Source organism: Streptomyces sp. NPDC096311, from assembly GCF_044763085.1.
Lineage (GTDB): Bacteria > Actinomycetota > Actinomycetes > Streptomycetales > Streptomycetaceae > Streptomyces.
The window spans coordinates 196754-209729 of record NZ_JBIWFN010000008.1; the positions used below are offsets into that span (position 1 = coordinate 196754).

The window sequence follows — 12976 nt, forward strand, 5'->3', positions numbered from 1 at the left end:
GGCGATCAGCCCTGGTACGCCTTGGCCGCGGCCTTCTCCAGTTCGGCCGCGGTCGCCTTCGGGTCCGAGGGGTCACGGAGGAAGTCCTGGAGGATCTTCCACTCGCCGGCGCCCTTGGTGCCGCCGAACGCGGCGGGGGCCTGGTCGGACATGTCGAAGCGGACCGAATCCCCGGCGGCGACCAGGGACTTGGCGGTCTCGCGGGCGATGTCGTCGCTGTAGGAGGCGAGGTCGAGCTTCTTGTTCGGGGAGAGGAAGCCGCCCGCCCCGGCCCAGACGGCGGCCGCTTCGGGGGTCGCCAGGTACTCCAGGAACGTCATGGCGGCCTTCTGGTTCTTGCCGTCCTTGAGGACCACTGCCGCGTCGCCGCCGCTGACCACCGGCGCCTTGCCGCCGTCGACCGCGGGGAAGGGGAAGAAGTTCGCGTCCTGGCCGATCTTCTTGCCGAACTGGTCCTTGGCGACCCCGGCGACGAAGTCGCCCTCGTAGACCATGCCCGCCTCGGGCTTGGGTCCGAAGACCTTCTCGACGGAGCCGGGGAAGTCCGTGTTCAGGGCCCCCTTCTGGCCGCCGGCCATCAGTTGCTTGTCCTTGAAGAGCTTGCCGAGGGTGGTGAGCGCCCCGACCACCGTCGGGTCGGTCCATTTCAGCTGGTGGGCGGCCAGGGCGTCGTACTTCTCAGGGCCCGCCTGGGAGAGGTAGATGTTCTCGAACCAGTCGGTGAGCGTCCAGCCGTCCTGTCCGGCGACGGAGAAGGCGGCGAGGCCCGAGTCGGAGACGGCGTGTCCGGCCTTCAGCATGGCGTCGTAGGTGGTCGGCGGCTTGACACCCGCCTGGTCGAGCGCGTCGGGGCTGTACCAGACGGTCGACTTGTGGGCGGCCTTGAAGTACAGGCCGTACAGGGTGTCGCCGACGCTGCCGTACTTCTTCCAGACGCTCGCGTAATTGGTGTCGACGGACTGTTCGGTGGTCTGGGAGAGCGGCTTGAGCCAGCCCTCCTTCGCGAACTGCTGAAGGACGCCGACCTGCGGGACCATCACCACGTCGGGGGCGTTGCCACCCTCGATCTTGCTGCCGACGACCGTGGAGACGTTGTCGCCGGTGGAGACGAACTGAGTCTTGGCGCCCGTCTTCTCGGTGAAGGCGTCCAGCACCTTCTGGAAGTTCTTCTGCTCGCTGCCGGACCAGACACCGGCCACGGTGATCGTCTGGCCGCTGAGCGACTTGCCGCCGCCTCCGGCGGCTACGGGCCCGCCTCCGCAGGCGGTGGCGCCGAGGGCCAGGGCGAGGGCGGTGCAGCTCGCGAGCAGGGTCGTACGTCGTCGCATCATCATTGATGTCCCTTTCAGGGCAGGGGAATTGACGGAAGCCGGAGGATGGGAAGGCAGAGGAGGGGACGGTCAGGGATTCGTGCGGTCGCTGATCCACCAGGCGGCCGTCGAGCCGGGCAGCACGCCGGCCGGGCAGGGGCCGCTGGACAGCAAGGGGGTGCCGGAGACGGGCGCGGGCGTGGGGGCCGTACCGAAGTTGACGGCGCACACCAGGCCGTCGCCGCGGACGAAGGCGAGGACGCCGGGCGGCGCCTGAAGCCAGCGCAGCGCGCCCTCGCCCAGCTGCGGGAGTCCGGCGCGCAGCTGGAGCCCGTCGCGGTAGAGGTGCCAGAAGGAGCGGGTGTCCGCGAGCGCGCGGTCGGTGGCGTACTCGGCGAAGTAGGCGGGCTGCGGCAGCCACGGCTTGGCGCTCTCGGCGCCCGAGGTGAAGCCGAACGGCGAGGCGTGCCCGGACCAGGGCAGCGGCACCCGGCAGCCGTCGCGGATACGGGCGCGGCTGCCCGTGCGGCGGAAGATCGGGTCGGTCAGCACGTCGTCGGGCAGGTCGACGACCTCGGGCAGCCCGAGCTCCTCGCCCTGGTAGATGTACGCGGCTCCGGGCAGCGCCAGCATCAGCAGTGCGGCGGCGCGGGCACGGGCCGTGCCGAGGCCGCTGCCCTCGGTGCCGAGCTCGCCGTAGCGGGTGACGGTGCGGACCTGGTCGTGGTTGTTGAGGACCCACGTGACCGTCGATCCGGTGCCGGCTATGTCCTGCATGGCCTCGGAGATGACCTTGCGGAAGGCGTCGGCGTTCCAGGGCGCGCTGAGCAGGTCGAAGAAGAAGGCCTGGTGGAGCTCGTCCGGGCGTACGTACTGGGCGTGTTCGCGGGCCGTCGGTACCGAGACCTCGCCGACCAGCAGCCGGTCGCGGCCGTCGCGCCCGGTGTACTCCTCGCAGACGGACCGCCAGTGGCGCCACACGTCGTGCACCTCGGGCCGGTTCCAGGCGAGCGGGTTGACCGAGTCGCGGGTGCGGGCGTCGGCCTCCGGGTCGGGCGAGTCCGGCAGGTCGGGGTGCTTGAAGAGGCCGGCGGCGACGTCGATGCGGAAGCCGTCGACGCCCCGGTCGAGCCAGAACCGCAGCACGTGGTCGAAGTGCGCGCCGACCTCGGGGTTGCGCCAGTTCAGGTCGGGCTGCTCGGACGTGAACATGTGCAGGTACCACTGGCCGGGGTTGCCGTCCGCCTCGGTGACGCGGGACCAGGCGGGTCCGCCGAACATGGCGTGCCAGTTGTTGGGCGGCTCGGCGCCGTCCGGGCCGCGTCCGTCGGCGAAGTGGAAGCGGGCGCGGGCCGCGCTGCCCGGCTCCGCCGCGAGCGCGGCACGGAACCACGGGTGCTCACTGGAGCAGTGGTTGGGGACGATGTCCAGGAGCACCTTGACGCCGAGGCGTCGGGCGTCGGTCATCAGCAGGTCGAACTCGGCGAGGTCGCCGAAGAGCGGGTCCACGTCGCAGTAGTCGGCGACGTCGTAGCCGTGGTCGTGCTGCGGCGAGGGGTAGAAGGGGCTCAGCCAGATGCCGTCGACACCGAGCTTCTTGAGGTACGGCATACCCGCGCGAACCCCGGCGAGATCGCCGATGCCGTCACCGGTGCTGTCCAGGAAGCTGCGGACGTACACCTGGTAGATCACTGCGTCGCGCCACCAGCGGTGCGTGTGGAGGGTCACCCGTTGGACCTGTCTGTGCGTGCCTACGGTTATGCATGCATGTTAGGTAGGCGTGTCGCGTGGGTGTCAACGAGTAGGCAGCATCAACCCGGCATCGACCGAGGAGTTGGTCAGTTATGTGCGGACTTTTCGGGCACAGAATCGGGAGATGGGATACTCCCGTTACCTAACAAGTAACTAGCAGGACGCCAATGAGGCACCGCCGGGTGCTAGCGGCGCGGGATGGCCGCCAGCTCGCGCGCCAGCCGCCGTACCGCCGCGGAAGGCGTCTCGTGCCCCGTCATCGCATCGTGGACCACGGCCTGCACGACCAGGCTGACCTGGTCGTAGCGCGGGCTCTTGGGGCGTGGGGCGGCCGCGAGGACGCTGGCGCGCAGCGTGGGCAGATAAGGGAACTCCCGGATCAGTTCCGGGTCCTGGTACAGCGCCGCCCGTACGGGCGGCAGCGCACCCTGGGTGAGGACCTGGCGCTGCGCCCGCTCGGTCGTGAGGTACGCGATCAGGCGCGCGGCCGAATCGGGGTGCCGCGCATGCGTGTTGACGGCCAGGTTGGAGCCGCCCAGCACGCTCGTGCCCGGTCCGTCGGGTCCGGGCAGGGGGACCGCGCCGACCTTCCCGGCGACCGCCGACCCCTTGCCGGAAGCACCGACGTAGGCGTAGGGCCAGTTGCGCAGAAAGAGGAGATGGCCGTCCTGGAAGGCCTGTTTGGACTCCTCTTCCTTGTACGTCAGCGACTTCTTCGCGATCCAGCCGTCGCGCACGCCGTCGGCGAGGAACCCGATGCCCTCGCGGGCCGCCTCGGAGTTCACGGTGACGCGCTCGCCCTCGTCGCCGAGGATCGTGCCCCCCGCCGAGTAGACCGCCTCCGCCGCGTTCACGGTGAGACCCTCGTAGGGCAGGAACTGGCCGGCGTAGCCGTCGAGTCCGTACTTCGGGGCGATGGTCCTCGCCTGTCGCTCCAGCTCGGCCCAGGTCCGCGGCGGCGCGACGCCCTCCTTGGCGAGGACGTCCTTGCGGTACAGGAGGAGTCCCGCGTTGGTGACGTACGGGACCGCGTACAGCCTTCCGTCGTACGTCGCCGTGTCCACGACCGGCGGCAGGAAGCTGTGGAGCGGGAAGCGGCCGCGGTCCAGCGGAGAGATCCAGCCCGCGGCGGCGAACTCCGAGGTCCAGGCGACGTCGATGTTGAGGACGTCGAAGCGGCTTCTGCCGCCGCCGCGCAGGTCGGTCGTCATCTGCGCGTGCGTCTCGTCGGCGGAGTCCGGGAGTTCGACGAGGGTGACCTTCTCGCCGGGGTGGGTACGGTTCCACCCTTCGAGCAGTGGCCCCAGATAGCCGGTGAGGTCCCCCGCGGTCGCCAGGGTGAGCGGGCCGCGACCGGCGCCGTGCGCCCCGTCGGCGGGGGTGCCGGAGGCGACGTAACCGGTCAGGACCACCGCCGCGACCAGGAGGCCCCTACCGGCGGCACGTATCCACCGCATAGGTTCCTCCCTGTACACCGGCGTCGGGCACCCTCGCCCGGCGTCAGTGGCCATGTATACCTGTTAGGTATGGGCGATACTAGGGCCTGCGACACATTGGTCTCCGGCCGCATCGACCGGGCAACGGCCTGACATCGGTATGACATCGGTCTGCGGCACATGACGAGGACGCGGGGAGGAGAGCACGGGTGCGGCTGCCCCTCCTGGCCCTGCTGGCGCGAGGCCCGGCCCACGGGTACGAGCTCAAGCAGGACCTTGAGCAACTGCTGGGCTCCGCGTACCCTCAGCCCAACGTCGGCCAGATCTACGTCACGCTCGGCCGCCTCGAGAAGGCGGGACTGATCGAGGGCGAGGAAGTCGAGCAGTCGAGCCGGCCCAACAAGAAGATCTACCACCTCACCGAGACCGGGCGCGAGGCGCTGGATGCCTGGTACCAGGAGACGGCGGACGAGCCTCGGGTACGGGACGAGTTCTTCATGAAACTCGCGCTCGCCCCGACGACCGGCCTGGCCGACCAGATCGCGCTGATCAACAGGCAGCGGCGGCAGTATCTGAACACCATGCGCAACCTGTCGAAGCTCGCCGCGGCCGAGGACCGGGACAACCGCATCTCCCAGCTGCTGATCGAGGGCGCCATGCTGCACCTTCAGGCCGATCTGGACTGGCTGGAGCGCTGCCAGGAGGAACTGGAGGAGCTGGAATGAGCCACACCGCTCCTGTGCCGCGCGCCGAGGGTTCGCCTCCCTTGCTGCGCGCCGAGGGTCTGGTCAAGACCCACTACGGCGAGGGCGCCCCGGCGTATGCCGTGCGTGGAGTGGATCTTGCCGTGCGCCAGGGCGAGTTCGTGGCCGTCACCGGCCCGTCCGGCGCCGGCAAGTCCACGCTGCTGCACCTCCTCGGCGGCCTCCAGCGGCCCGACTCCGGCAGCGTCTGGCTGGACGCCGAATGCACGGACGCGTACAGCGAGGCGCGCTGGGCGGTGGAACGGCGACGGCGCATCGGCATCGTCTTCCAGTTCTTCAACCTGGTCTCCAACCTGTCGGTCGCCGACAACGTGGAGCTGCCCGCCCTGCTCGCCGGGGTCTCCCCCAAGCAGGCGCGCGCCGAGCGCGAGCGGCTGCTGTCCGAGCTGGGTCTGGCGGGCAAGGGACGCAGCATGCCGGGTGAGCTGTCCGGCGGCGAACAGCAGCGCGTCGCCCTGGCCCGGGCGCTGGTCAACCATCCGTCCCTGCTGCTGGCCGACGAACCCGCGGGCAGCCTGGACAGCAAGGGCACCCGCGAGGTGATGCGGCTGCTGTCCCGCTTCCACCAGCGCGGTCAGACCATCGTGCTCGTCACCCACGACGCCCGGCTCGCCAGCGCCGCGGACCGCGTGATCAGCTTCTTCGACGGCCGCATCGCCGACGACGCGGAACTCGACGGCACGCCGTCACGCGGCGCCGGGATATCCGGCGTGCTGGAACTGAGGGACTGAGCGGCGTGCGGGCCACTCTGCGCTGGGCGCATGCCGATCTGCGCACGCACCGGGGCGAGGCACTGTTCATCGTGCTCGCCACCGCGGGAATCGTCACCTCGCTGCTGCTCGCCGCGGCGCTCTTCGGATACGCGACGAACCCCTGGCAGCGCGTCTTCACGCAGTCGCACGGCGCGCATGTGTGGATCCACACCGGCGCGTCCGCCGACGCCGGGCGGCTCGCGCGGCTGGACGGTGTCGCCTCCGTGGCGGGCCCGTACCGCACCGCGTCCGCCACCGTCGAGTCACGCGGTACCCGTGCCTCCGTCGAACTGCGCGGCGCCGTCGAGCCGCCCGCCACCGGTCGGCCGCTGCTCGTCTCCGGTCACTGGCTCGACCACGCCCGGCCCGACGGAGTCGTCCTGGAGGAAAGCCTCGCCCGAGCGCTGTGGGCCGAGCCCGGGGACACCCTCACCGTGCCCGGCACCGCACGCACCCTGACCGTCCTGGGCGTGACCGACAGCGCCGAGCCCCGCTACCGCCCCGGCGAGCGGTCAGGGGTCGTCTGGGCGCTGCCCTCCACGGTGCGGGGCGCGGACGGGCCTACGGGCCAGATCATCGGTCTGCGCCTGACCGATCCCGGAGACACGGACTACGCCGTGCAGCGCGCGGTGACGACGCTCGGCTCCGGCGCGGTCACCCAGGTGTCGAACTGGCAGCAGGCCCGCGCCGAGGCTCAGGGCGACAACCGGCTGCTGGGACAGGTGCTTGGCCTGTTCGGCCTCGGCGCGCTCCTCGCCGCCGCGCTCGCCGTGCACGGCGCGATCGGCACCCGTATCCGCGGCCACCTGCGGGACATCTCGGTACTGAAGGCGATCGGGTTCACGCCCGGCCAGGTGGTGCGCATCTTCCTGATCCAGCACGTGGTGTACGCGTCGCTGGGCGCCCTGGTCGCCGCCACGCTCACGCAGGCGCCGGGGAGCCGGATCCCCGGCCGCCTCGGCGACGCCTTGGGTGTCTGGCAGGGACTGCCCGGACACACCGCGGCACTCTTGGCGGTGCCGGTGGCCGCGGTGCTCTTCATCGGCGCGACGACCGGGATCGCCGCGTGGCGGGCGGGCCGGGTGCCCCCCGTGCCGGTGCTGCGGGCCGCGGCACCCCCGGCCGGCCGCCTGTCGGGCGTGGCCCGCCGGGCGCTCGGACTGCGACTGCCCCCCGCGCTCGTGCTGGGCTGGCACCAGGCCTTCCCGCGGCGACCACGCTCGCTGGCCACGGTCGCCCGGCTCGCCCTGCCGCTGCTGCTGATCGTGGTCGCGCTGAGCGCCTGGACCACCATCGACCGCTTCCACAGCGAACCCGAGCGGATCGGCCTCGCGGCCGCGCTCACGGCGCACCCGGACGAGAGCCTCGGCGATCCCGCAGCCCGCGCCCTGCTCGCCCGGAACGCGCAGGTCACCGCCGTGCACCCGGGCGCCGAGGTGGCCGCTCTGGTTCCGGGCCAGACGGCGACGATCGCACTGCGCGGGCTCGGTACGCACCAGGACCCGTACCCGTTCTCGCTGGCCGAGGGCCGCCCGGCCCGCGGGCCCGACGAGGCGGTGGCCGGTCAGGGGCTGCTCGACCTGCTGGATGTGCGCGTCGGGGACTGGGTGCGGATGACCGTCGGCGCGCGCCCGCAGATCCTGCACATCGTCGGCCGCAGTATCGAGCCGGAGAACGGCGGCCGCGTCATCTCCACCTCGCTCGACACCCTGCGCGAGAACGACCCGGAGCTGCGCCCGACCCTCTACCAGCTCCAGTTGCGCCCCGGCTCCGACCCGGGCAAGGTCGCCGCCGCGCTGACGGCGGCCGGGCACGGGCACCTGGACGTGCACGCCGTCACCAACCCGGCCGACGGTCTCTCGCCGTTGCGCGGCGTCGTCGTCGGGCTGATCGCCGTACTGGCCCTCATCGGACTCATTGAGCTGCTGACCGCGGTCGGCGGCACCGTGCGCGAGGGCGAACGGGATCTGCTGGCGCTCAAGGCCATCGGGCTGTCCCCGCGGCAGATCACGGCGGTCACCGTCACGGCCACCGCCTGCACCGCGCTGGCCGCGGTCCTCGCGGGTACGGCGCTGGGGCTGCCTCTGGCGCACTGGCTGATCGACGTCCAGGGGAAGTCGAGTGGGATCGGTGCCGGTATCGCCCGGGGGCCGTCCCCCCTCCTGCTGTCGCTGTTCGGTCTGGCCGCGGTCCTGGGCGCCGCCGCCCTCGCCGCGCTCCCCGCGGGCCGCGCCGCCCGACGACGACTCGCGGACACCCTGAGCGCGGTGGCCTGAGCCCGGGACCCGCGCGCGGTCAGAACCCGTGCGGGTCCTGCTGGTTGTAAGGGTTCCGCGGTCCTTGGTTGTACGGGTTCTGCGGTCCCTGGTTGTACGGGTTCCGCTGCCCCAGCGCATAGGGGTTGCCCTGGTTGTACGTGTACGCCGGACCCGGCCCGTACGGGTTGCCCTGCGGCGGTATGTACCCGTACGGCGGGGCAGGCGGAGCCGACGGGACTGGCGGAGGCAGTGTGGCCGGATGCGCCCTCAGCCGTATCCCGTGCCGCCTGCGCAACCGGTACATCTCCAGCGCGGCAATCCCCGTGACCGTCACCGGCGCCCCCAGAATGAAGACAACCCCCATCCCGAGACTGAGCCCGTGCAGATCCCCCGTGGCGAGGTCCGGAAGGGCCATCAGCCACGTCGTCACGGTGGCGAGCAACGGCGGCAGACACCGATGCACCGCGGCCGTACCGAAGAAGTTGCCGGACACCTTCACCGCACCCGAGCCGACGAACCCGGTCAGCCAGATCGCCACCAGCCCCAGCACCAGGGCGAACCCTCCGACCCCGGCGGCAAGCCACCACATCAGCACGGTCAGGACGATGGACCCGACGAAGGCCAGCAGCAGCTTGAACGAGTTGCCGAGCGGCACCCGCAGCTGCCGGACCGTCCCGGTGCGCCGCCAGACGAAGAGCATCGCCCCGACGGTCAACGGGGTGATGAACAGCAGCACGGCGGACGCCGTCAGCATGTTCTGCAGCATTTCCGTGAAGGCGAACCCGCCTTGCACGAAGGTGTAGACACCGACCGCCGCGACCGCCCCGGCGATGACCCGTACCCGCTTGAGCCGCTCCACCCCCGGATCGACCGCCTCCGGGATCCACGCCGGATGGAACACCGCCTCCGCGACCCGCTTCGGCCTCAGAAACGACCTCGCCGTCAGCGTGCCGCCCGTCCAACTCCCTCGCGAACCAGTCAACTTCCGCTCCCCCGAGCCTTCATCCGCATGATCGCCCGGGAGTCTACGGGAAGCGGGCGGACTCCCACCGCCCGCTTTCCGTGACTCACGCGCGACCGCGCCTACCGGCCGCGCAGCTCCCGGTACTTCGCGACGAGCGCCTTCGTCGACTCGTCCAGACCCGGCACGTCCGCACCCTCGGTCAGCGCGGGTTCGACCCGCTTGGCGAGGACCTTGCCGAGCTCGACACCCCACTGGTCGAAGGAGTCGATGTTCCAGACCGCCCCCTGGACGAACACCTTGTGCTCGTAGAGGGCGACCAACTGGCCGAGGACCGAGGGCGACAGCTTCCTCGCGAGGATCGTCGTCGTCGGGTGATTGCCCTTGAACGTCTTGTGCGGGACCAGTTCCTCGGCCACGCCCTCGGCGCGCACCTCGTCGGGCGTCTTGCCGAAGGCGAGGGCCTGGGTCTGCGCGAAGAAGTTCGCCATCAGCAGGTCGTGCTGGGCGACCAGGCCCGGCAGCAGATCGGCGACCGGCTCGGCGAAACCGATGAAGTCCGCCGGGATCAGCTTCGTGCCCTGGTGGATGAGCTGGTAGTAGGCGTGCTGCCCGTTGGTGCCGGGCGTCCCCCACACGACCGGGCCGGTCTCCCACTCCACGTCGTGCCCGTCGCGCTCCACGGACTTGCCGTTGGACTCCATGTCCAACTGCTGCAGATACGCCGTGAACTTCGAAAGGTAGTGCGAGTACGGCAGTACGGCGTGCGACTGGGCGTCGTGGAAGTTGCCGTACCAGATGCCCAACAGGCCCATCAACAGCGGCACATTGGTCTCGGCGGGCGCGGTGCGGAAGTGCTCGTCGACGAGGTGGAACCCGTCGAGCATCTCCCGGAAGCGGTCCGGCCCGATCGCGATCATCAGGGACAGACCGATCGCGGAGTCGTATGAGTACCGTCCGCCGACCCAGTCCCAGAACTCGAACATGTTGGCCGTGTCGATACCGAAGTCGGCGACCTTCTCGGCGTTCGTCGACAGCGCCACGAAGTGCTTGGCCACGGCCTCCTGACCGGCCTTCAGCTCGGTCAGCAGCCAGTTGCGCGCGGAGGTCGCGTTGGTGATCGTCTCGATGGTGGTGAACGTCTTCGACGCGATGATGAACAGCGTCTCGGCCGGGTCGAGATCGCGGACGGCCTCGTGCAGGTCGGCGCCGTCCACGTTCGACACGAAGCGGACCGTGAGGTCGCGGTCGGTGAAGGAGCGCAGCACCTCGTACGCCATCGCCGGGCCGAGGTCGGAGCCGCCGATGCCGATGTTCACGACGCTCTTGATGCGCTTGCCGGTGTGGCCGGTCCACTCGCCGGCGCGGACCCGCTCGGCGAAGCCGGCCATCTTGTCGAGCACGGCGTGCACGGCCGGGACGACGTTCTCCCCGTCGACCTCGATCACCGCATCGCGCGGGGCGCGCAGCGCCACGTGGAGCACGGCCCGGTTCTCGGTGACGTTGATCTTCTCGCCGCGGAACATGGCGTCCCGCAGCCCGAAGACGTCGGTCGCCGCCGCCAGCTCGCGCAGCAGCCCCAGCGTCTCGTCGGTGACCAGGTGCTTGGAGTAGTCGACGTGCAGATCGCCGACCTGGAGGGTGTACCCGGTTCCGCGCCCGGGGTCGGTTGCGAACAGGTCCCGCAGATGGGTCTCCGCGAGCTCCTCGCGGTGCTTGGCCAGAGCGGTCCACTCGGGCGTCTGGTTGAGCCTGGCACGGCTGTCTGCGTTCATCTCTGGCTTCCGCCTTCTTTCCTGCGTGTGCTGCTGCTTGCCTCGCCCCACTGCCGGTCCCAACCTAATTGATCAGGGCTTGACGTGAGCTGTCGTAGCGCCGTCGTCCGGCTCAACAACAGATACGTCCGGCAGCCGCGCGGGTATCAGCGAGGTGACGGCGAGCCCGAAGAGGACGGCCGCGAACAGCGCGGGTCCGTTCAGCCCGTAGGCGCCCGCCACGGTGCCGCCGAGCAGGGCGCCGACCGGGGCGCCGGAGGTGGAGGCGGTGCGGAACGCGGAGCTGACGCGGCCCACCATGGCTGCCGGGCTGCGCTGCTGCATCAGCGTGACCTGGTTGACGTTCCACACCATGCCCATCAGTCCGAGCAGTGCCATGCCCGCGAGGAGTGCACCCAGGTGGCGGACGGTACCGAGGAGTACAAGGGCCGCCGTCTGGACGCAGCCGCACAGGAGCAGGCTCCGTACCCGCCCGATCCGGCGCGCGATCCACTGGGCCGGCACTCCCCCGGCCAGGGATCCGGCCGAGTAGGCCGTCATCGCGGCCGCGAAGCCCGCGTTTCCCGCGTGCAGCCAGCCGGTCACGTGCAGGACCAGCGTGGCGATCAGGGCGCCCATGCCGATGTTGCACAGCAGTGTGGCCGTGCAGACCGCGCGCAGCACCCGGTCGTGCCACAGGGTGCGCACTCCTTCGGCCACCTCCGCCCGCAGGGTGCTCCCGGCGGGCCGGGGCTCCCGCTCGGGCCCCCGGATCCGCAGGGAGGCCACGAGGGCCGCGGCCAGCAGATAGGTGATCGCGTCGGCCGCGAACGGCGCGGCGGCCCCGAGGGTGAGCAGCAGGGGCACGAAGGGGCCGGCCAGGAAGCCGCCGGCGAGCTGCTGGCCGGTCATCAGCCTGGCATTGGCGCTGCCCAGGGTCTCTTTGCCCACCAGGGAGGGCAGCAGTGCCGTGGACGCGTTGTCGAACAGCGTCTGGAGGGTGGTCAGGGCGAAGGCGAGTGCGATCAGCAGGCCGATCGTGGCGTGGCCGAGCCCGACGGCGAAGGCGAAGCAGGCCACCAGCCCGCCTCGTACGGTGTCGACGGCCCACATCGCCCGCCGCTGGTCCACCCGGTCCGCGACCGCGCCGCCCAGCAGCCCGAAGAGGAGCCAGGGGAGGTAGCCGCAGGCCGTGACGGAGGCGATGACGAGCGGATCGTCCGTGAGCCGCACGGCGAGCAACGGGAGCGCGGCGGTGCGCAGGGCGTCCCCGAAACGCGACACGACCGCCGCGCTCCACAGCCGCCCGAATCCCCCGCGCCACGCGGGTGCACGTACCCCCGCCGCCTCGACCGTCGTCACAACGCCCCCTCTGGTTCCGCCACTTCAAGAACGGTAGAGGGCACCACTGACAATCGGCTCGCGACGGCGCCGCGGACGCTCCGTGACCGGGTCGGCACGCTGACGCGCCCCGGCGGCGCGCCCGCGCGCGACCCGGCGTACGAAACACGTCCGGCCAGGCACCTCGGTGCCCGGCCGGTTCTCAACTCCTAGATTTCGCCCCGCAGTTTGGCGAGCGCCTCGGCGAGGATGGCCTCGCCGTCCGCGTCGCTGCGCCGCTCCCGTACGTACGCGAGGTGCGTCTTGTACGGCTCGGTGCGCGGCGGGTCCGGCGGGTTGTCCTGGTCCTGTCCGGCGGGAAAGCCGCAGCGCGGGCAGTCCCAGGTCTCGGGAACCTGCGCGTCGCTGGCGAAGCTGGGCACCGTCTCGTGCCCGTTGGAGCACCAGAAGGAGATGCGCAGCCGCGGCGCGGACTCGCCGCGCTCGGCCTCGCCCATCGGCCCCGCCCCGACCCGGCTTCCTCGGATCGCGTTGCCACTTGCCACGGTCGTAACTCCCTGCGTGATGGTGCCGCGAAGCGAGTCGGCGTGACGCTTCGCTGCGAGCGCCTCAGTCTACGTAAGGCCCAACGCGCGTCCAGTGATTGGA

At 71.0% G+C, this 12976-nt stretch carries 10 protein-coding genes; 3 read left to right on the forward strand and 7 right to left on the reverse strand.

Features of this window, described 5'->3' with window-relative positions; translation table 11 throughout:
• Positions 1–5: 5 nt before the first annotated feature.
• The 3 genes from ACIRA5_RS21900 to ACIRA5_RS21910 form a co-directional block, all read right to left on the reverse strand.
• Positions 6–1331 (reverse strand): ABC transporter substrate-binding protein, encoded by a 1326-nt coding sequence (locus ACIRA5_RS21900; RefSeq protein ID WP_403693339.1) that lies wholly within the window; start codon positions 1329–1331, stop codon positions 6–8.
• Between the two features lie 69 nt (positions 1332–1400).
• On the reverse strand, positions 1401–3038 hold the full coding sequence (locus ACIRA5_RS21905; RefSeq protein WP_403693057.1) for a glycoside hydrolase family 13 protein: 1638 nt from the start codon (positions 3036–3038) through the stop codon (positions 1401–1403).
• Between the two features lie 209 nt (positions 3039–3247).
• The gene (locus ACIRA5_RS21910; protein WP_403693059.1) at positions 3248–4519 is read right to left on the reverse strand and encodes an ABC transporter substrate-binding protein; all 1272 of its coding nucleotides are present in this window, start codon (positions 4517–4519) and stop codon (positions 3248–3250) included.
• A gap of 188 nt (positions 4520–4707) precedes the next feature.
• On the opposite strand from ACIRA5_RS21910, the gene ACIRA5_RS21915 reads away from it, so the two are divergent.
• From ACIRA5_RS21915 to ACIRA5_RS21925, 3 genes are read left to right on the forward strand one after another with little or no spacing between them, the layout of a single operon-like run.
• Positions 4708–5223, forward strand: a complete 516-nt coding sequence (locus tag ACIRA5_RS21915) for a PadR family transcriptional regulator (protein WP_403693061.1) — start codon at positions 4708–4710, stop codon at positions 5221–5223.
• Complete coding sequence (locus ACIRA5_RS21920) at positions 5220–5993, forward strand: ABC transporter ATP-binding protein (RefSeq protein WP_403693063.1); 774 nt, start codon at positions 5220–5222, stop codon at positions 5991–5993. Before ACIRA5_RS21915 ends, ACIRA5_RS21920 begins: the two co-directional genes overlap by 4 nt.
• 5 nt (positions 5994–5998) lie before the next feature.
• Positions 5999–8290 (forward strand): ABC transporter permease, encoded by a 2292-nt coding sequence (locus tag ACIRA5_RS21925; protein WP_403693065.1) that lies wholly within the window; start codon positions 5999–6001, stop codon positions 8288–8290.
• 19 nt (positions 8291–8309) lie between these two features.
• On the opposite strand, the gene ACIRA5_RS21930 is transcribed toward ACIRA5_RS21925, so the two are convergent.
• The 4 genes from ACIRA5_RS21930 to ACIRA5_RS21945 all read right to left on the reverse strand — a co-directional run bounded on the left by ACIRA5_RS21930 (position 8310) and on the right by ACIRA5_RS21945 (position 12873).
• Positions 8310–9254: a hypothetical protein gene (locus ACIRA5_RS21930; protein WP_403693067.1), complete on the reverse strand. Its 945-nt coding sequence runs from the start codon at positions 9252–9254 to the stop codon at positions 8310–8312.
• Between the two features lie 101 nt (positions 9255–9355).
• Positions 9356–11008 (reverse strand): glucose-6-phosphate isomerase, encoded by a 1653-nt coding sequence (pgi, locus tag ACIRA5_RS21935; RefSeq protein WP_403693069.1) that lies wholly within the window; start codon positions 11006–11008, stop codon positions 9356–9358.
• Positions 11009–11080: 72 nt separating this feature from the next.
• Positions 11081–12349: an MFS transporter gene (locus ACIRA5_RS21940; RefSeq protein ID WP_403693071.1), complete on the reverse strand. Its 1269-nt coding sequence runs from the start codon at positions 12347–12349 to the stop codon at positions 11081–11083.
• A gap of 188 nt (positions 12350–12537) precedes the next feature.
• Positions 12538–12873 (reverse strand): RNA polymerase-binding protein RbpA, encoded by a 336-nt coding sequence (locus ACIRA5_RS21945; protein WP_075026247.1) that lies wholly within the window; start codon positions 12871–12873, stop codon positions 12538–12540.
• Positions 12874–12976 lie beyond the last annotated feature (103 nt).

Coding starts and splice junctions, on each gene's coding strand:
- ACIRA5_RS21910 (WP_403693059.1), bottom strand. CDS start 4,519: ATGCGGTGGATACGTGCCGCCGGTAGGGGCCTCCTGGTCGCGGCGGTG.
- ACIRA5_RS21900 (WP_403693339.1), bottom strand. CDS start 1,331: ATGATGCGACGACGTACGACCCTGCTCGCGAGCTGCACCGCCCTCGCC.
- pgi (WP_403693069.1), bottom strand. CDS start 11,008: ATGAACGCAGACAGCCGTGCCAGGCTCAACCAGACGCCCGAGTGGACC.
- ACIRA5_RS21920 (WP_403693063.1), top strand. CDS start 5,220: ATGAGCCACACCGCTCCTGTGCCGCGCGCCGAGGGTTCGCCTCCCTTG.